The organism is Burkholderia sp. AU4i (genome assembly GCF_000466765.1).
Lineage (GTDB): Bacteria > Pseudomonadota > Gammaproteobacteria > Burkholderiales > Burkholderiaceae > Burkholderia > Burkholderia cepacia.
In genome coordinates this window covers 25,128-43,412 of sequence record NZ_ASSI01000119.1, presented here as the reverse complement: position 1 = coordinate 43,412, position 18,285 = coordinate 25,128, and the positions used below count along the sequence as shown (strand labels likewise).

16 protein-coding genes and 1 pseudogene are annotated in these 18,285 nt (G+C 63.6%); all 17 read right to left on the bottom strand.

The genetic code is table 11. The annotated features are described in order from the left end of the window. Positions 1-16: 16 nt before the first annotated feature. Complete coding sequence (locus tag L810_RS26160; protein WP_021161317.1) at positions 17-808, bottom strand: SOS response-associated peptidase family protein; 792 nt, start codon at positions 806-808, stop codon at positions 17-19. Positions 809-1,494: 686 nt separating this feature from the next. Continuing rightward, the gene (locus L810_RS26155; RefSeq protein WP_155836373.1) at positions 1,495-2,340 is read right to left on the bottom strand and encodes a Crp/Fnr family transcriptional regulator; all 846 of its coding nucleotides are present in this window, start codon (positions 2,338-2,340) and stop codon (positions 1,495-1,497) included. A gap of 396 nt (positions 2,341-2,736) precedes the next feature. Then, positions 2,737-3,510, bottom strand: coding sequence for a hypothetical protein (locus L810_RS26150; protein ID WP_042976243.1), 774 nt, complete (start codon positions 3,508-3,510; stop codon positions 2,737-2,739). A 37-nt stretch (positions 3,511-3,547) separates the two neighbouring features. Beyond that, a complete protein-coding gene (locus L810_RS48740; protein ID WP_063625749.1) occupies positions 3,548-8,182 on the bottom strand; it encodes a YadA-like family protein in 4,635 nt (1,544 codons plus the stop codon). Positions 8,183-8,596: 414 nt separating this feature from the next. Next, positions 8,597-8,707, bottom strand: a pseudogene (locus tag L810_RS49945) (hypothetical protein); the annotation flags it as partial. 174 nt (positions 8,708-8,881) lie between these two features. Continuing rightward, the gene (gene traU / locus L810_RS26140) at positions 8,882-9,886 is read right to left on the bottom strand and encodes a conjugal transfer pilus assembly protein TraU (RefSeq protein WP_155836375.1); all 1,005 of its coding nucleotides are present in this window, start codon (positions 9,884-9,886) and stop codon (positions 8,882-8,884) included. Then, positions 9,886-10,524, bottom strand: a complete 639-nt coding sequence (gene traW / locus L810_RS26135) for a type-F conjugative transfer system protein TraW (protein ID WP_021161311.1) — start codon at positions 10,522-10,524, stop codon at positions 9,886-9,888. Before traW ends, traU begins: the two co-directional genes overlap by 1 nt. Beyond that, a complete protein-coding gene (gene lepB / locus L810_RS26130) occupies positions 10,511-11,041 on the bottom strand; it encodes a signal peptidase I (RefSeq protein ID WP_081712910.1) in 531 nt (176 codons plus the stop codon). Before lepB ends, traW begins: the two co-directional genes overlap by 14 nt. Before the next feature lie 17 nt (positions 11,042-11,058). After that, positions 11,059-11,277, bottom strand: a complete 219-nt coding sequence (locus L810_RS26125; RefSeq protein WP_021161309.1) for a hypothetical protein — start codon at positions 11,275-11,277, stop codon at positions 11,059-11,061. Next, the gene (locus L810_RS26120; protein WP_081712909.1) at positions 11,270-12,067 is read right to left on the bottom strand and encodes a FadR/GntR family transcriptional regulator; all 798 of its coding nucleotides are present in this window, start codon (positions 12,065-12,067) and stop codon (positions 11,270-11,272) included. Before L810_RS26120 ends, L810_RS26125 begins: the two co-directional genes overlap by 8 nt. A 13-nt stretch (positions 12,068-12,080) precedes the next feature. Continuing rightward, positions 12,081-12,653 carry a phospholipase D family protein gene (locus L810_RS26115; RefSeq protein ID WP_042976225.1) on the bottom strand — a complete coding sequence of 191 codons (573 nt, stop codon included), beginning with the start codon at positions 12,651-12,653 and terminating at the stop codon, positions 12,081-12,083. Between the two features lie 31 nt (positions 12,654-12,684). Further along, the gene (locus L810_RS26110) at positions 12,685-13,044 is read right to left on the bottom strand and encodes a hypothetical protein (RefSeq protein WP_042976222.1); all 360 of its coding nucleotides are present in this window, start codon (positions 13,042-13,044) and stop codon (positions 12,685-12,687) included. Further along, positions 13,041-13,793: a hypothetical protein gene (locus L810_RS44105; RefSeq protein WP_053092596.1), complete on the bottom strand. Its 753-nt coding sequence runs from the start codon at positions 13,791-13,793 to the stop codon at positions 13,041-13,043. Before L810_RS44105 ends, L810_RS26110 begins: the two co-directional genes overlap by 4 nt. After that, positions 13,790-14,431 carry a hypothetical protein gene (locus L810_RS49240; RefSeq protein ID WP_257008981.1) on the bottom strand — a complete coding sequence of 214 codons (642 nt, stop codon included), beginning with the start codon at positions 14,429-14,431 and terminating at the stop codon, positions 13,790-13,792. Before L810_RS49240 ends, L810_RS44105 begins: the two co-directional genes overlap by 4 nt. Beyond that, a complete protein-coding gene (locus L810_RS26095; RefSeq protein ID WP_021161305.1) occupies positions 14,428-15,168 on the bottom strand; it encodes a hypothetical protein in 741 nt (246 codons plus the stop codon). Before L810_RS26095 ends, L810_RS49240 begins: the two co-directional genes overlap by 4 nt. Continuing rightward, positions 15,165-15,680, bottom strand: coding sequence for a hypothetical protein (locus L810_RS44100; RefSeq protein WP_051392318.1), 516 nt, complete (start codon positions 15,678-15,680; stop codon positions 15,165-15,167). Before L810_RS44100 ends, L810_RS26095 begins: the two co-directional genes overlap by 4 nt. Then, a complete protein-coding gene (traC, locus tag L810_RS26085; RefSeq protein ID WP_021161303.1) occupies positions 15,677-18,283 on the bottom strand; it encodes a type IV secretion system protein TraC in 2,607 nt (868 codons plus the stop codon). Before traC ends, L810_RS44100 begins: the two co-directional genes overlap by 4 nt. Positions 18,284-18,285 lie beyond the last annotated feature (2 nt).

The following is an 18,285-nucleotide window of genomic DNA, read 5'->3' as shown; positions in this document are numbered from 1 at the left end:
TAATAGTTAGTAGTATTCAGACACACCTATCGTGGCCAGCTGCCGCCACTTCCGGCGGTGGGTCGTCGGTGATCGCCGCGAACGACCATAGGTCGTCGCCGCCAAGGATCTCGGTGCGCGTCCACAGGCAAGCGACCCGCATGTGTTGCGGGGGCGTCGGGTCGAAGCGAAGCACGACATTCTGGCCGTCGCGCTTCACGTTTTCGAAGAACGCGTCGACCAACAATAGGCCGTGCGTGAAGCCGAAAACCTTCCGCCAGGCGGTACTGAGCGAGTCCGCCCGCGCGTTATAAGTTGCAGGCTTCTGTTTTTCATCCGCCTCGGTCCAGCCCGGAATACGGCATCGATACCGCATCGGCACGACCAGGCGCTTGCCGTCGAGCTCGATCAGCACGGGCGCATACCACCCGGGGAAGATCCGCGAATCACGCTCTTGGAGGTCCTGCCGGCGAAGGTCGTCGAGCCCCCGGGCTGCCGCATCGATCTTGTCCGTGGCGATCCGGACGTCCTCGCTGGCCTTCTTCGTGACCTTCTCGGTCAGCTTCTTCTCAGCGGCCGCCAGCCGAGTGCGCTGCTCGAACAGATCGGTCTCCAGCTTCCGTGTTCGCTGACCTCGATACGTGGCGATCGCAGCAGTGATCTCTTCGTCGACACCAGCAAACGCGGCGTCGACCGCTTTCGGGATCTTGATGTCGGTCCCCGATGCGCGCGCGAAGAACATGCGTCTGAACGTCTCAATGTCCATGTCGGCGCCATAGCGCCGCACGTACTCGCGATAGTTGGCTTGGATCTTTGCCGAGTAGCACATCGTCGTCTCCCATAGGCGTAGCCCTACCAGTAGGGTATCGCGCGACTACACCGGGCGAACGAAATTTACCGGAGAAGATTTATGTTGCGGGAGGCCCCGCACGTTGTAGACCGGCGGTTTGAAGGGGCACGGTGCGTTGTTGTGGGATGTAAGTCGATTGACCGTTAGTTGCGCGTTTGGTTACCCCCCTTTCTGCAAGCTCATGGGCGGTCGAGGCTCGGTGACAACTGCGGGCAGCCGGGCGCGCCCTCGCGCGCGTTGAGCCAGCGGCCGGCTTGCCGGGCGCTGGTGATTTACGCGCCGTTAGCGGTGCGGCGGCCGGTGGCCGCCGTAGCGCTTACGGCCTGCCGGTGGATAGCGCACGTGGCGCGAAGGTGTTTCCTTCGCAAGCAGGCGAAGCCTGCGTGAAGCCGCGGCGTAGCCGCGGGTGGATTTAGAGGGGGTAGGTAGGATCTGTGTCCTGAATAAGAACCGACACTTAAATACGATCGGACCCGACATTTAAATGCTCTTATCCACAGCGCTGCGCGCGCCAATCACGAAATCGCGCGGCCGCCGGTGCTTTTTTGCCGACGCGGTCTCGCTGGCGCTCCTGGAAAGCCGCAAAATCGGCCATCCAGGCGTGCTGGTACCTCGCTTGCGCGATGGTGGAAGGTCAGGTCGTGGAGCCGGCTAGAACGCGCCTGCTAGGCGGAGCCAGGTGGGGCGAGCTGCCGCCGGGCGGCGGCGTAGAGAGTATCCCGGTCCCAGTCGGGATGGGCATGCAGCAGTTCGCCGACGCGAAGCTTGATCGCGCGCTCGAGATCGGCCGCATCATGCTGTGCGGCATCGACTGCCGCAGCTTGGCGCCGAGCGCGGGCTTCAATGCTGGCCAGCTGCTCGACGAGCTGCGCACCCAGCGCGGAACCCCGCTGTGTTCGTTTGTGCTGCTGGTTCGCGCGACGCTGCGCACGCAGATGCGCGCGCGTGCGCTCGTGCCGCAACCATTTCCCGAGCCCGAAGGCCTCGAACAGCGTCGACGTCAGATACTTGATCGACGCAACGCCCTTGTAACGCACGCCGCGCTCGGTTTGCTCGAGTTCGCATTGGCGCCGCACCTTCACCAGCCGTGCCTTCTGCAGGTCGCGGAGCGCGCGCTCGGCTCGGCGCTCCGACAGCCCGGCCTGAGAAGCCAGATAGGGAAGTGTGAAGTCGACCCAGCCGGCTGCGCCAGGCACGCCGATACGCATCGTACGCAGGTCGCAGTACTTGATCATCGCGCGGGCGAGCTGGACACACGCGAGGCGGCGCTCGCTGCGTTGCTGGCGCCGGCTGCCGTTCGCGGCGTTCAACTGCGCGAGCCACTGCGCCGGCTTGTCGAGGTAGCGCGACAGCCGGGCTTTGAGCTCCCGTAGAATCCGCGGTGCGTTCGCCGGCGCCGGCGACGGAATATCGTCCGGCCATAGGCGCTCTGGCAGCGGCACCCTGGTTGTGCCGACGCCATGCGTGTCGATCGCCGCGGCCGCAGCCGCGAACGGATCAGGCGCTTCCATGCTGGCCGCGTTGCGGCGGCCGGCCTGGAACGGATCGATGGAAGGGAAGTTCACGCGCGAACCTATCGGCGGCCGCGCTCCTTGCCGATCGACGTCGGCTGATCGATTGTTCGTGAGTGCGCTGGTTCGCGCCGGTGGCGACGGCCATCTCGGAGCGTCGCTGGCACGGCGAGCTCCGCATTTCGGGAGTATTTCCCGCCCTCGGTGATTCGATTCATCTGGCGCTCAATTTATGATGGTTGTGGTCACACAGATGTCGCTTGACAGCGAAAAGAGCTTCGATAGAATCGGCTTCGTTGTGGGTGTCGCCGACTTTTGCTCTTTTCTCCGTCGCGCATCATCTTGAAGAGCCCCCGTCCGTCAACGGGGGTTTTTCTTTTGTGCGGACGATTTCCTTCAGGCAACGTCGCGTCGATCGGGCGAGCTGCGCCGGCTGTCCTGCCAGTAATTCACGGTGTGTCGCGGACCTCGCGTCACGCGAAATCCCGCCGGCGCTTCCTTGCTCGACAGGTGCAGCGTGAGGTCGCCTCGTGGGGCAATGCGTGCCGCAAGGCGGATCTGCTCGCGCCACGCTTCTTCGTAGTGATCCCGCATCCGGGTCTGCTGCCCAAAGGCTTGCCACATCACCATCACCATGCCGCTGAAACCGATAGCAGTCCAGACAATACCGTCGACCGCCGTACGCAGATCCGACTCGCTGGCGTTCAGGATCTGATGTGCGAGATGCGCGAACCCGGCCGGATCTGCAGCCCATGACAGGCCCGCGAATACGAAGATCGCGCCCGGTATGCACAGCGCGGTGTACCCGAGCTGGCGCAGCACAGCCGCGGCGTAGCTGACGATCGATGAAATTCGAAGGTCCCATTGCCGTTCGTGGTCGAGTTCGTGTTCAATACGACGGACGACGTGCTCGCGCACCTCGGCCGCTGGCACATCGTTCAGCCGTAACTCCCAGACGGTGGCCTCGGTGATCGTCGCAACGGGTAGGCCGCGCATCTGCCGTCGACGCGAACGCTGCATGACGTCGATGAAAAGGGCGGCCAGTGGGATCGCCAAGAGCGATGCCGCGACGATCGGCCAAGCGCGATGACCGGCGCTGACGGTAATGAGGAACGCTGTGACGGCAACGCCGGCAGTCAGCAGGGCAGTGCGTTTGGTGGGTCGTTTCATCAGAGTCTCCAGGTACATGAGAAGGTTGGCGACGGCATTACCAGACATAGGCGGCACCGGCACCGGCGGCGACCGTGCCGCGTGTGTTGGTCGACCCGGATGCCTTCAGGATCCATCGACCGCCGTAGGTGGACATGCCGACAGCCACTGCAGATTGACCTGCGTACGTGCCCCCGCCGATCGACACGACGCTGCGACCAGGCGCGGGCGCCTGCGGGAGCGATGCGATCGCAACGGCACTGGCCGAGCCACCGTTCGCATCGGCCCGGTCGTGCTCGATCTGCGAGCGCAGCCCGCCGACCGCGTCGCTGAGCTGCCGGACGTTGACGGCATCGGTCGGTGACACGCCGGCGGAGACATTCGTCAGAGTGCGCGTGAGTCCTGTCGCACTGTTGCCGATTGATACGGTGTTGTCGGCCGACGCGGCGGAACCCTGACCGAGGGCGATCGAGTTGCTTCCCTTTGCCGAGGTATTCGCACCGAGCGCGAGAGCGCCACTACCGATTGCCTGTGCGCCGGTGCCGATTGCGACACTGTTGGCGCCGGCGGCAAGCGCATTGCCTCCAGCTGCAACTGTCTCTGTGCTGCTCGCGCTCGCAGGTGCACCGGTCGACGACGCTGCGAAGTACTTCAACGCATCGGCGCTCACGATCGGCTGCAGTTGGGCCGTGTTCTTGGCCATGGAGCGCTGCACGTCGGTCAGGCTGTTCGTGAGAGCGTCGATCGCACCCGTGTTGGCAGCGACAACCTGGTTAGTCGCGTAGAGCTGGGAGCCGTTGACAGCGTCCGTGCTATTGCCGGACAGCACGCCAGCCGCCACATTGCGCAACGTCACCGGCACCGATGCGCCGAGGCCGCCGAGCGTCACGATTGATCGCGCCGCGCTGTCGTAGACGACGGCATTTGCCGTCGCGTTACTGACGGTGGCATTGAGCTGGCTGACGTTGACTGCATCGGTCGCGTCGGTCCCAGCGGCAACCCCCTTCAGTTGCCGCGCACCGCTGGTGCCGGAGAAATCGACTGCCGTGCCACCGGTTGCCGCACCGACCGTGATCGTCCCGGTACCAGGGGCGCCGCCCAGCTGCTGCACGAGCCCGATGGTGCCAGTGGCGATACCCGTCGACAGCGTGTTCACGGTCGTGGTCGTGCCTGCCAGCGCCTGATTCGTCGCGTACAGTTGCGCACCATTCACCGCATCCGTGCTCGCGGCCGACAGGGCGCCGGCCGCCACGTTGGTAAGTGCGACAGGTGCTGCAGCCCCTGTGCCGCCGAGCGTGACCGACGTGTGGCCAGCGTTGTCGTACTGGACGGAGTTCGATGCCGCGCCCGCAACCGTGTTGAGCTGCCCGACATTGACGGCGTCGGTCGTCGCCGCGCCGGCTGCGACGCCAGACAGCGTGCGCGCACCGCTCGTGCCGGCGAAATTCACGGATGTCCCGCCGGTAAGCACACCGATCGTGATCGGGCCGTTGCCGGGCGCACCGCCGGTCTGCTGGACCAGGCCGACCGTCCCTGCGTTGATGCTGGTCACCAGATTCGTGACCGACGTCGACGTGTTCGCGACGGCCTGATTCGTCGCGAACAACTGGGCACCGTTGACCGCATCCGAGCTCGAGGCCGACAGCGCACCGGCCGCAACATTCGTCAGTGCGACGGGCGCTGCGGCAGCCGAACCACCGAGCGTCACCGACGTATGGCCGGTGTTGTCGTACTGCACCGAGTTCGACGCGGTGCCAGCGACTGCCGTCAGTTGGCTCACGTTGACGGCATCGGTTGCGGCGGAGCCAGCCGCGACGCCGGACAGCGTGCGTGCGCCGCCGGTGCCAGCAAAGACGACAGTCGTGCCGCCGGTTTGCCCGCCGACCGTGATCGGGCCATTGCCGGGCGCACCACCGTTCTGTTGCACCAGGCCGACCATGCCGGCGTTGATGCTTGACGACAGGTTCGTGACCACCGTCGACGTGTTCGCGACCGCCTGATTCGTCGCGAACAGCTGGCCACCGTTGACTGCGTCGGTGCTCGAGGCCGACAGCGCGCCGGCGGCCACATTCGTGAGCGCGACCGGCGCTGCAGCGGCTGCACCGCCGAGCGTCACCGACATGTGGCTCGCGTTGTCGTACTGGACTGAGTTCGACGCGGTGCCAGCGACTGCCGTCAGTTGGCTCACGTTGACGGCATCGGTCGCGGCGTTACCGGCCGCGACGCCGGACAGCGTGCGTGCGCCACTGGTGCCCGCGAAGTCGACAGAGGTGCCACCAGTAAGCGCGCCGACCGTGATCGGCCCGTTGCCGGGCGCACCGCCGGTCTGCCGCACGAGGCCGACCGTCCCTGCGTTGATGCTGGTGGTCAGGGTCGTGATCGACGATGACGCGTTCGCGACGGCCTGGTTGGTCGTGAACAGCTGGCCGCCGTTGACCGCATCCAAGCTCGAGGCCGACAGCGCGCCGGCGGCCACGTTCGTAAGCGGGATCGGCGCTGTAGTTCCAGTCCCCCCGAGCGTCACCGACGTGTGGCCTGCGTTGTCGTACTGCACCGAGTTCGATGCGGTGCCGGCGACCGCAATCAGCTGGCTCACGTTGACGGCATCGGTTGCGGCGGTGCCGGCCGCGACGCCGGACAGCGTGCGCGTGCCGGCCGTGCCGGCGAAGTCGACCGCTGTGCCGCCCGTCTGCGCGCCGACCGTGATCGCACCGCTGCTCGGAGCGCCGCCGGTCTGCTGCACCAGTCCGACCGTACCGGAGCTGATGCTGTTCGTCAGGTTCGTGACCGCCGTCGACGTGTTTGCGGCCGCCTGGTTCGTCGTGAACAGCTGGCCGCCGTTGACGGCATCCGTGCTCGAGGCCGACAGCGCGCCGGCGGCCACGTTCGTGAGCGCGACCGGCGCTGTAGCTGTTGCACCGCCGAGGGTGACTAACGTGTGGCCGGCGTTGTCGTACTGCACCGAGTTCGCTGCGACGTCGGCAACCGTGCTCAGCTGGCCGATGTTGGCTGCATCCGTCGTTGCCGTACCGGCCGCGACACCGGACAGCGTGCGCGCGCCGGCCGTGCCGGTGAAGTCGACCGATGTGCCGCCGGTTTGCGCACCGACCGTGATCGGTCCGTTGCCGGGCGCACCGCCGGTCTGCTGTACCAGGCCGACCGTCCCTGCGTTGATACTGGTCGACAGGGTCGTGACCACGGTCGATGTGTTCGCGACCGCCTGATTGGTCGTGAACAGCTGCGAGCCGTTGACGGCTTCATCGCTCGAGGCGGACAGCGCACCGGCGGCCACGTTCGTGAGCGCGACCGGCGTTGCAGCTGATGGACCGCCGAGCGTGACCGACGTGTGGCCAGCATTGTCGTACTGCACCGAGTTCGAGGCCGTACCGGCGACCGCTGTCAGCTGGCTTACGTTGACCGCATCGGTTGCGGCAGTGCCGGCCGCGACCCCGGACAGCGCGCGCGCGCCGGCCGTGCCGGTGAAATCGACGGACGCCCCGGCAGTCAGCGCACCGACCGTGATCGGGCCGTTGCCCGGAGCGCCGCCGGCCTGCTGCACCAGGCCGACCGTGCCGGCGTTGATGCCGGCCGACAGGTTCGTGACTGACGACGAGGCGCTCGCGACCGCGTGGTTCGTCGCGTACAGCTGCGAGCCGTTGACGGCATCCGAGCTGGATGCCGACAGCGTGCCAGCGGCGACGCCCGAGAGCGTGCGCGCGCCGGCCGTGCCGGTGAAGTCGACCGACGTGCCGCCGGTCTGTGCGCCGACCGTGATCGGGCCGTTGCCCGGAGCGCCGCCGGTCTGCTGTACCAGGCCGACCGTGCCGGCGTTGATGCCGGCCGACAGGTTCGAGACGGCCGTCGAGGTGTTCGTGACGGCCTGATTGGTCGTGAACAGCTGCGAGCCGTTCACGGCATCGGTGCTCGATGCCGACACCGTGCCGGCGGCAACGTTCGTGAGCGCGACCGGCGCTACAGCTGTCGTGCCGCCGAGCGTGACCGACGTATGGCCGGCGTTGTCGTACTGGACGGCATTGGTCGCGACGCCGGCCACCGTGTTCAGCTGGCCGACGTTGACCGCATCCGTCGTTGCCGCGCCGGCCGCAACGCCCGAGAGCGTGCGTGCGCCGTCCGTGCCGGCGAAATCGACCGATGTGCCGCCGGTCTGCGCGCCGACCGTGATCGGGCCGCTGCCCGGTGCGCCGCGGGTCTGCTGCACCAGACCGATCGTGCCGTTCACAACGCGCCCCGATAGATTGTCGAGGAGCTGCTTATTGACCGTTACGGCCAGATTGGTCGTGGCGAGCTGAGAGCCGTTCACTGCGTCCGTGCTCCCTCCCGTCAGAGCGCCAGCCGCCACGTTCGTGACCGTTGCCGGACCAGCGCTGGCCCCCGGCGTCAACGTGTTACCCATCGTCACGACGTTACCGCTGATTGTGCCGGGCAACTGCCCGACGTTTGCTGCATCCGTCGTGGTCGTGCCAGCAGTCACATTCGTAATGGCGCGCGTGAGCCCGCTTGCGCCAACGCTGACCACTTGATCGCGCCCGCCGTCGGTACTTTGATAACCGATCGCGACGGACGTGTTGCCGGTGGCGCTTGCCTGCACGCCGATCGCTGTCGCTCGCCATCCGGCAAAAGAGTTAGCGCCGGCGGCCACCGAGTTTCCGGAAGCGTGCGCAGACATGCCCAACGCAGCGCCAACCCCGCTCGTATACGAGTCTTGCCCGATCGCGACGCCTCCGGGCGAGCCGATTGACGCTGGGTCAGCGAGCGCGTTCGTGCCGATCGCAATCTGACCGTCGATACCAGTATTTGCCCCGTTGCCGATCGCGATTGCAGCACCCGCGTTATGGGTCGACGCGCCGATCGAGATACCGCCCGAGCGCTCCGACAATGCCCCCGTGCCGATTGCGATTGCATTCGAAATGCTGCCTCCGCCGACAGTTCCGCCAACCGTCGCATTCATGCCTATCGCGAGGTTTCCGGAAGACGTGGCCGCACCAACGGGAGCGACCGTCGCCCCGTAACCGAGCGCCATCGATCCCGTGTCGGCTGCAGGAACGACGCTCGCTTTCGTGCCGATCGCGGTGCTGTCGCTACCGGCGGCCGTCGTGCCCACCCCGACTGCGATGCTATCGGTTCCGCTGGCTTGCGCAGCGGTGCCCGTCGAATTGACGGCGACATACTGCGCTGACGCATGAGCTGAAAAAGCCATAACCGCCGATGCCACCGTAGCGGCCATCAGCGTTCGACGCGCGCGCAGCTGAGCGTCAACGCTCGCTTGCTGAACGGCAAACTGTAGACGTGATCGAACATGGCTATTCCCCGATGTTGAAAAGTAACTTCGGCACCAATGCAAAAATTTGCTTCGCGACGTAGTGGTAATCGTTCATGGCAGCACGCCGAGGCAGCAGTTTTTCTTGCGGAACACCATGTACGAGAAGTCTTCACCCTTGTACGGATAGCTTTTGCCGGCGCCCCAGATTGCAGTGGTGCGCCCGTACGGTTGACAACAACGACCATTCGTTTTTGCCGTCTCGGGGATCGGGTAAAGCATCTGGTACTTGTATTGGGTCTTGTCCATCACGGGCATTGGATAGCTGCCACACAGCCCGCTACCGCCCATCGTTCCCCACATGAGTCCCTCCCGATGGAGCTTTGCAGTCATCCGCTGTACGAGCAGCGAGCTGGCCTGAACATGGGAGATATGGGCTTGAACGTGGCCGTTGAACGGATAGATAGAGCCGTTGCACCCGGCGCACCAGAACAATGCGTTGCTGCCGAAGCCTGCCGTCGAAAGCACACAATCACCGGCGCAGGCTGCTTGCGCGATCGGGTTGCCGAACAGGAATGTCTCCGGATTCAGCAGCATCGTGAGCTCGTCGTCGTTCCAGGTCGGGTCTATTTCGGTGAGGTACGCCACGTCGAAACTGCCCGTCTCGAGACACGCGAAGTCGAGCAGCACCTCGAGCCAAAACAGAATCGGGTCGATATACCAGTGCACCTGGTAGCTGGATTGCTTTGTCAGATCCTGCTGCATCCGGATCTCGCCTTCGGGCGCTCGAATGCCCGGATCGATCTTTATCCCGCCGAGTGAAACAAAGCAGTACGGCACGCGTGTCACGTCGACGCGACGCACGGGTTCCCAGAATCCGATCTTGATGCCGACGACGGGACCGCAAGCACACAGCAGGCCGCCGGGGTTGTCGCCGTCCTCTTGGCCGGCGCTGATAATCGGAGTGCCGCCCAACGAGATCGGGAAAATGCAGCTCCAGCAGATGTCCGTGATCGGATTGGCGAATTTGCCGTTACAGTTCGACGACACGCCGGCCAGCACCGGCCCGCTCGTGAGCAGCGCCGCAACGAAACCAATAAGAGTTGCGAGGCGGCGCATCATTGCAGCTCCTTCGCGGGAATCACGGACAGTTCGAGTTGCTTGCCTCGCTGGCGAATCACGGCCGGCACAACCGTAATGCCGAACCGTTCTGTCAGCACACCGCGCTGATCAAAATAAACCTGCTTCTTGAACTGCTTCGTCAGGTCTAACCAGGAACCAGCGATCAAGATAGGTTTCACGCGTACGTCGGCGTGCGCCATCATCCGCTCGACTCCTGCGGCCTGTTCGGGGTCGCGACCGTCAAAGAACACGAGCGTCTCAGTGAACGGCATCAGGTCTAGCGGATTGAGCTTCGTGCCTGCGGGGACGACAACCCGGCCGTCGTCGGTCATCACCGGCTTGCTGTATGTGACGGTAGGGTCGATTAGTCGTTGGCTGCGTTCAGTTGCGGTGCGGATCCCATCGACTGGCGCCGGGTGCTGAGCGCTGTCGAGGGATCGGCGAGTTGCCGCTTCCTGTAAGCGCTTCAGTTCACCTGTGCGCTCCTTTGCGCGCAGTTTCGCGATGATCTGGGCGACCGCGTCGGGTTCCGCAATCGGGTAGGTCGGACCGATTGCGCCCAGCATCCCGGCGTGGCCAACGCCAGTCGAGCCGGCAAGCATGAATGCGGCGATTGCCGCCTTAGAAAATTTCATACGTCCTCCCGATGATCGCGGGCTGCGGAATGTTCCCGGTCAGCGCGTACCGTGAGTCCAAGCTGTTCGGATTCGGTGTCGCGACAAAGTAGCGCCCGTTAGGAATCACACCGGGCGATGCAGGCGTCAGCGGGACACCCGCGAGGGTGACGGACTTCGCCCGGCCGATCGGCGTCTCGTTCACGAAGTAAACGCCGTTGCGGATCGTCACGATGTCGCCGGCGACGCCAGCGACGCGCTTGATGAAGATCACGCCGCGCGGGTAGGTAGCACCGCCTTGCCAACGAAACGCGACGAGATCGCCACGCTTAACGGGCTCGCCGATGTGCGTGATGTAGAGGGTTCCGGGCAGGCTGTGCGTCAGGTTGATCGAGTAGTCGAACCATGGGTTGATGGCCCAGCATGCGAAGCCAGCCAGGGCGAGGGTGCCGGCTGCCGCGACGACCGCGAGGCGAATCGCGCAATACCGGCGCGAGCGCGCTGGCCAGAGGTTGGAATCGGTGTGTGCAGGCGTCATCGTTTGTCTCCCGTCGATCACGACCAGTGCCTGGCATGACGGGCGATGATGATCGCGACGATGCCGAATGCCATGCAACCGAGCGCGCCGTCCATTCCAGCAACAACGAGTGTCACTGCCGAGAACGCAACGCCCAGGCAGCCGATGACGAGCCAGAAAAGGGCGATCGGGGACCAGCGCGTGCGGACACGCTGAGCGTTGTCCCCATCAGTCAAAGTACGGGTCGATTCACGCATGACCGCTCCTGGCGCCTGACAAATCCCAAGCATTGACCCGCTCCATGGCGTCGAATGCGGCTCGGGCATCCCGATCGCGGAACGCTGCCGCAAGCATCGAAAGCGCCTGACGCTCGCCGTCGGCAATGTCCACCATCGCGGACCCGTCGGTCGGGTCCGGATCGCGCCGGGTTTCCGCAAAGCACGTCATCTGCTGCAGGAGCTGATTGCGGCTCGCGGCCAGAACGGCGACATGCAGCGTCTCCCTCGATTTCTCGTAGTCCGCGCGGTTGATCGGCGCCAGGCGGCGATAGCAGGCGGCCAAGATCAGCTCGCGAGTTGCGTCATCTGAGAAGGCGGCCGCCTCGGCCGCAGCAAGCGGTTCGATCAGTTGGCGCACGGCTGCCAGATCTCGTTGGAACGCCGAGTCCGCTCTGGCTTGCCGGCGCCATTTGACTACTTCGCGATCAATCACGCGCCACTGACGAGCATCAATGATCCGTGTGCCGGATTTCGGGCGGACCTCTACCATGTTGCGCGCGAGCAGTCGGCTGATTGCTTCACGTAGCACCGTCCGGCTAACACCGAACTCTGCGGCCAGGACATCCTGCGGCGGCAACAGCTGATCCGGGTAGCTGCGCGTCACAATCGTGCCGGCGAGCAGATCTAGGCTCAATTCCACGCGCGAACGGGTGAGCTCGGGAAATGCAGTCGGTACGTGTCGTTCGCCGTGTGTCGAGTGAGCAGCTTCATCAGCTGTCTCATCGACAGCCAACGGTGCCAACAAGGAATGGAGGGCGTCGCTGTTCAAATCTGCACCTCGCTTAATAGGCAAGCGTGTAGTCGACGCCTTGGTTCCAGCGCGACTGCCAGTGGTTGAGATAGCTCCGTGCCAAGTCAGGGCAGCCGGTCAGAAGCAGTGCGTTCTCGCTGTTGCGCCGCGCAGCTGCAGCGCTGAAGTTGAATGAGCCGGTCTCGACGGCGGCCCCATCGATGACGATGAATTTGTCGTGGTGGATCGCGTACGCCGAAATCGTTCGTGTCGGGATACCAGCCTGGACGAGGACGTTGAGTGCCGCCTGCTGAGTCCGCTTCGCACTTTCCTTCGCATCCGCTACCACCGCGACGTCGATGCCCCGGTGCTTAGCCGCGACGAGCGCACGCGCAACGGACGGAGACGTGAACGTGTAAGCAGAGAGCCGAATCGACTGTCGCGCGCGCTCGATCGAGGTCATCACGAGTTGGTCGGCGGTCCCCTCCGGCGAATAGCCGACATCGACAGCGCAGGTCACTGCAGCCCCGACCGGCGAAGCTGCGCCCGCTGCAATGGCGATCGCTACCGCCACAAGAAGACGATTCAAAGCGGGAAAGCGGTGCGGAGTGCCGGTAGTGTTCATGTCTCTATCCTTTTTGCGTCAGCGCCGTCGCTCAATAGCACTGGTGCCGAAACAGGTTCCATGGCGCGATCACACGCGCCCACCATTGAGTCAAGTCGAAGAAGAACAAGCCAACTGCAATCCCGACTGCCAATGCGACAGTCGCGAGCACGAGGAAATAGCTCACCCCGCTCGCCGGGGAGATTTTGAAAACCGAGACGCCGATTGATACCGCGACATACAGCTGCACCGAAGTGAGCAGGAGAAGGACGAGGGTCAATGACGACGGACACGTGTCGACATCGGCCGGCGGCGCAGAGGACAGTGCGTTACCGATCACGGTCAACAAATAACTGCCCTCGGCTATTAATCCAAGCGCGAAATTGCCGGCGAACCGATTTTGTTCGGTCACTTCGCGCCTCCCGGTTGAAGCGAGGCCGGCAAGGAATTTGGCGCGGGTGGCGACGAGCTGGCCAAACTTGCCGCGGCGGCCGAGGCCACTGCGGCAAACTCGGCGGCTGCCCGAACAGCGTCGTCTGCCATGGACCGCGCCTTCGCACCTGCCGCTCCTGAAGCGCTGTCGCTCCAAGACTTCCGATTCGCGCGCGGCGAGTTCGCGTAGAGGTCATTGAGTGTCCGCGTATATCCGGACGCGGTGTCTACAACGGCCAGCAGCATCAACGAGGTGGCCTCCTCGAACGGCACGAGCGACGCGTCCACATTTGCGCGGACGACCCATCCATCAGAACGAGCATTCCGCTCGACGACGAAATTGAATTTCGCGTCGCGCAACGTGACGTAGTCAGCCTCGTAGTAGATCGTTTCCGGTGTGCCGTCTCGGCGATACCATGTCTTATCATCAATCTCGATAAGACGCTGAGCGGGATTTTTGAGCTGCTTCGCAACATCGGGATCGCGCACGTCAAGGACCACGTCGCACAACATGCCGTTCCGGGCGAAATAGCAGTTCAGCGACTGGATCTCCTGCGGCAGCGTGTATGCCTTGTTCCCAGCGTGACTGCGAAGCGCAGCGGTCAGCGGCTCGTTACGCGGCAATGCGCTAGCGTCACTGCGGTAGTCACCGCATGCGGTGAGCATGGCGGCCATGGCCAAGCCGACGGCCACACCCCGAAATCGTAAGACGGGCTTCAGCGCGCTCATGGACGGTCTCCGGTATTCGCTGCTCCGGCTGCAGCAGCAGTCGATGCACCTTGATTACTGCGGTCACGATCGCCGTGGCTTGTCCACGTGTCGCGCAAACTTTGAGGGTCGCTCGTCGGATGTGCTCGGAGGTATTCATCAACCGCAGTAACGGCTTTGTCCGCTAGATACTCTGCGTCCTCAAACGACACCCGGGACTGGTCGGCGTGAACTTGAACGCGGCGGACCGCAGGATCCGGTTGCTCAATGACAAGCCGAAATTTCGAATCGTGCAGAGTATCGGCATCAAACTGCCATTCGGGACCCGACCTCGGCCCGGCCGAGCTGAGATAGCTACGAACCTTGAACGCCGACGCTTTCTTGCCTGACTGTTCGTCGTGCATCGCGACATCGCATGCCAGGCTGTCGTTCAGCCACCCGGTATCAACGTAGCAGTCGATTCGGATGACATGCGGTGACAGCGTCGCTTTGCTGAGCCGATCCGTTAAGAGCTGGTTGAAAACCGGCTCGGGCGCCGACGACCGGTAGTCCTGACTGCATGCCACTAAAGCGAGCGCGGTGAAAGCGCACGCCGCGGCCATTCGAGCACCCCGGCTTACGTTCGATGCCGCGATGGCCAAATCAACGTTCTTTGTCATTTGCTTACGTCTCCCTTGTTTTCTGGTGTCTGCGGGGCCGACGTTTGCGACACCGTGATGTCGATCTGGTATTCGCTCCCGTCGATCTTGGGCATCAATCGTTTGATCCCGTCCATAGCGATGAGCGGATCGCGCGTCCAGGTGGTGAGCGTCAGCTCCGTTGTGCCGTCGATCGGCAATGCGGATGCAGTCGAGTTCGGCGCGGCCGTTTGCCGTGCGACATCAAATGCAGATCCCGATGAGGACGGGCTAACCGTCGCGGCAAGGGGGCCGATGGGGCGCGACACCTTCGGTGCGCCGATGATCGTGTCAACGATCGACGCAACTGCTGGCGCCCCCCATATGAACGCAGCCACCATGGCCGCGACCAGTGCGGCCGCTCCGGCAAACTTCCAGCTGAGCGGGATCTGTGACGGTAGCGGTCCGGCGTCGTCGTGCGAGCTCGCAAACTCGGGGAGACGCAGGCGGACTTGCAGGAAGTCGCCCGCACGCACGAGTAATTGATCAAGCACGGCCTGATCAGGGTCTGTACGGACGAGTGAAAGCAACGCTTCGAGCTCGTCATACTCGGGCGAGTGGAAGCGCGATTCGAGGCCGATGCGTGCTGCGAGCCGGTCGAGCTCATTCGCAGAGTACGCACTGGGGTGCGCGAACACACGACGTACCTGGTGGTCGAAGACTTTGCGGTCTACGCCGATAAGCGGGAATTCCTCCGGATAGTCGACGACGACATTCATTTCCGTGCTCCCGTCGACTGATCCAGCTTGAGCTGCGTGCGCAGGGCATCGGTGTAGTCGGCGACTACCTCGGTGTTCAGAATCGCGGCCTTGTTGACCAGCACGCAACGGCAGGTCCGGCCTAGCGTGTCGACCGCCACGGATAGCTCCCGCGCAAACCGTGCGGTGTCGTCCACTGCAGCCTGAGCATCGCTCGCGCTCGGCACGGCCTGCGCGCCGTGGCTTGCTCGAAACGAGGCAAGCTGTCGTGACTGTGCTGCCTCGACGAGCTTCTGCAGGTCGATCGTGGCAACGGGTGCGGCACGGTGCGCAGAAGTCGTGTACAGCAAAGGTCCGATCACGGCGAGCGTTACGATCGACGACGCGAGGATCGGCGTGACATGACGCATCCAGTCCCGCCGCGCGGGGCTCGGTGTGACCGGCGCTCCGGCCTGGACCGGGTCGACAGCGGCCGTTGATTGACTTTCGGGCATCGTCGGCTCTTGCCGCGCGGCATTCGGTTCGGTCGTCATGCTGCAGCCCTCTGGAGACGGCGTTCGAGCATGATCTCGAGTGCCTGGAAGTGGGTGTAGCCTTGCTTCAGCAGGCGGTTGCGCTCCTCGACGTCTTCGCCTGTCGACGTGGCCACGAGTAACGCGAACGGGTCCGGGATGTGCCGCACCAGCATCTGGCCGTCGGGCGAGTCGATGATCATTTCCGCGAACTGGCCATCCTCTTTCTGCAGGGACCGAATCATCTTCTCGACGGCAGGCGTGAAGCTGGCGAGACCGTCCTTGATGAGGCTGTCGAGCTTCTGCTTGTCCTGGCGAAGAATGAACTTCCAGTCAGCGTTGTTGTACGCGGCCTTCGATGCGTCGTTCTTGTAGGCGTCTTCGATGGACTGTGTCCCCAAACCGAAAATGCCCTTGTACTTTCTCGCACGGCGATAGCCCTCTTCGATGAAGAGCGCGGTCTCGCGATCGTCACCCAGGAGCTGCCACGCTTCGTCGACCACGCAAAGCTTGGGAAGGTTGCGCGGCGACATGTACATGTCGTGTGCGATCTTGCTCGTCAGTGCGAACAGAACGACGCGGCGAAGCTCGGGTGCGTCCTTCAGCTCCTCGAGCTCGAGACAGGTCAGATCGTTGTCGAACGAGATGTTCGCTTCGCCGTTGAAGAAGCGGCCATAGACACCGCCTTCGCAGAACGGACGCAGCTGCCGGCCAAGCTCGTATGCGATTCGCTCGATGTCGCCCTTTTCGTTCTTGATCTCGGTCTGCAGATACTGGGAGATCAGCGTCGGGTTGGACGCACGGTTGTGCCGACCCCACACGACGGTAATGGCTTCCTCGATGAACGCATATTGCAGTGCATTGAGGGGCGCCTCCGGGGACGCCATCCGGCCGATCAGCGGCTTGAGCATCCGGAGTTCTTGTTCGAACGTGTTCTCCTCGTCGACGCCGACCCACGAGAACGGGTTGACGCAGATTTTGGAGTTCAACGTGAAACGGATGAACGCGCCGTCCAGCATGTTCACGAAGTTCTCGTAGCCGCCGCCGACGTCGATGATCGCGCAGCGCGCGCCGACGCTTCGATAGCCGAAAGCCACTTCGTTGAGCGTGACGGTTTTACCGGCGCCAGACACGCCCGAGGCGAACAGGTTGTAGTTGCCCTGGCGGTTTCGGTAGAAATCGACCGGCGTTATCGTCCCTCGCCGACCGTAGAACAACATGATTGGGTTGCCGTTTCCATTCCACTCGCCGAGTACGGGCGACATGTCGACCGCATTGACGGTGGTTTTCTGGCTCATCAGCCGATTGCGCTTCAGATCGCCGCGCGCGCCCTTCGTCAACGTCATCGGGATGCTTGCGTACAGCGCCTGCAGGTTCATCATGCGAAGCGGCACGATCCGAAAGCCGACGTTGTCCCAGAGGTTGATCGCGGTCTGACTGTACCGGTTGATCTGCTGCCGCGGGGCGAACAGGATCAGCGTGTGATAGAGCTCACACATCTGCCCACCCGCATCGAGTTGGACCTGCACCATCTTCCAGTCGCGGCTCTGCGCGGACAGACTGGGCTGAAACTTGGCCATCTTCGATTCAGCGTTCTGCTGCGCGCGAGCGGTGCGGACCTGGACACGGCTGTCGACCACGTTCCGATCGAGCGTAAATATGCCGCCGCAGATCAGATACGGACATGGATACTGGAGCTGCGAATCGGTGAACGAGCCAACGATGCCTGTCATCTCCCACAGATGCTTGCTTCTCGGATAGCGCTGTACACCAAACGCTCGAACGGCCACGCGTGTATCCTGCTCGTCGTCGGCGGGCGGCACCCCGAACAGGATCTCGGTGGTACGGACGCGAGCGCGGTGCCCGAATGCCGTGATCTGTTCCTTGATCGGTCGGGTCGGGTCGTAGCGCAGGTCCGGCATCGGTTCGCCGTTGAACAGGAACTCAGGATTGAAGATCGGGAACAGGAAGGCGATCAGGTCGTCGGCGTCCATTTGCCGCGCCGGCAGCTTTCCGGCGCGCAGGGACGACATGAGTGTCGACTTCAGGTCGGCCATCTCGCTCACGAGCGTGTGATCCCGATGCGATCCCGAGCGCGTGACGGAGAACACCAGCCTTGTTTGCTTCACAAGGAACGGCGCCGACTCCCACAGCGATTGACCTTGCATCGAACGGATGTAGTTCGTCCGCCGACGGGCGATCTCTAGGAACATCGGATCGACCTTGCCCGCCTCGACCGCTTCGTGCCGGAGATCCTCGTAATGTTCGAGAACAGCATCCACCCGCGTCGAACCGAACAGACACCACTGCACGCCGGTACCTGGAGGAATCGGAGTGAATAGGGTGGTCAGTTGGCTGACCATGTCCTCGTCGGCTCCCGTTTGAGAAACCACCGAGAAGCAGAACGCTACGGCGTTGTCGTTGTAGAAAAGCCCGTTTGCATCGTCGTATTGGTCGTACTTCAGGATTTGATGGAGGCCGGACGGTGACATCCCTTCACGGGAGTTCAGCGTGGTCTCGATGTCGTCCTGCACGGGCGTTTCACCAAGCACGGCGTCGCGCCAGAAGGTCTGTGCGGCGTCGCGGGCCTGCCGAATCCACGATCGGTCGAAGAACTGTGCCATGA

Bases quoted from the DNA above. Each gene is read 5' to 3' on its own strand.
- L810_RS26160 (WP_021161317.1), bottom strand. From the start codon at position 808: ATGTGCTACTCGGCAAAGATCCAAGCCAACTATCGCGAGTACGTGCGG.
- L810_RS26155 (WP_155836373.1), bottom strand. From the start codon at position 2,340: ATGGAAGCGCCTGATCCGTTCGCGGCTGCGGCCGCGGCGATCGACACG.
- L810_RS26150 (WP_042976243.1), bottom strand. From the start codon at position 3,510: ATGAAACGACCCACCAAACGCACTGCCCTGCTGACTGCCGGCGTTGCC.
- traU (WP_155836375.1), bottom strand. From the start codon at position 9,886: ATGCGCCGCCTCGCAACTCTTATTGGTTTCGTTGCGGCGCTGCTCACG.
- traW (WP_021161311.1), bottom strand. From the start codon at position 10,524: ATGAAATTTTCTAAGGCGGCAATCGCCGCATTCATGCTTGCCGGCTCG.
- lepB (WP_081712910.1), bottom strand. From the start codon at position 11,041: ATGACGCCTGCACACACCGATTCCAACCTCTGGCCAGCGCGCTCGCGC.
- L810_RS26125 (WP_021161309.1), bottom strand. From the start codon at position 11,277: ATGCGTGAATCGACCCGTACTTTGACTGATGGGGACAACGCTCAGCGT.
- L810_RS26115 (WP_042976225.1), bottom strand. From the start codon at position 12,653: ATGAACACTACCGGCACTCCGCACCGCTTTCCCGCTTTGAATCGTCTT.
- L810_RS44105 (WP_053092596.1), bottom strand. From the start codon at position 13,793: ATGAGCGCGCTGAAGCCCGTCTTACGATTTCGGGGTGTGGCCGTCGGC.
- L810_RS49240 (WP_257008981.1), bottom strand. From the start codon at position 14,431: ATGACAAAGAACGTTGATTTGGCCATCGCGGCATCGAACGTAAGCCGG.
- L810_RS26095 (WP_021161305.1), bottom strand. From the start codon at position 15,168: ATGAATGTCGTCGTCGACTATCCGGAGGAATTCCCGCTTATCGGCGTA.
- L810_RS44100 (WP_051392318.1), bottom strand. From the start codon at position 15,680: ATGACGACCGAACCGAATGCCGCGCGGCAAGAGCCGACGATGCCCGAA.
- traC (WP_021161303.1), bottom strand. From the start codon at position 18,283: ATGGCACAGTTCTTCGACCGATCGTGGATTCGGCAGGCCCGCGACGCC.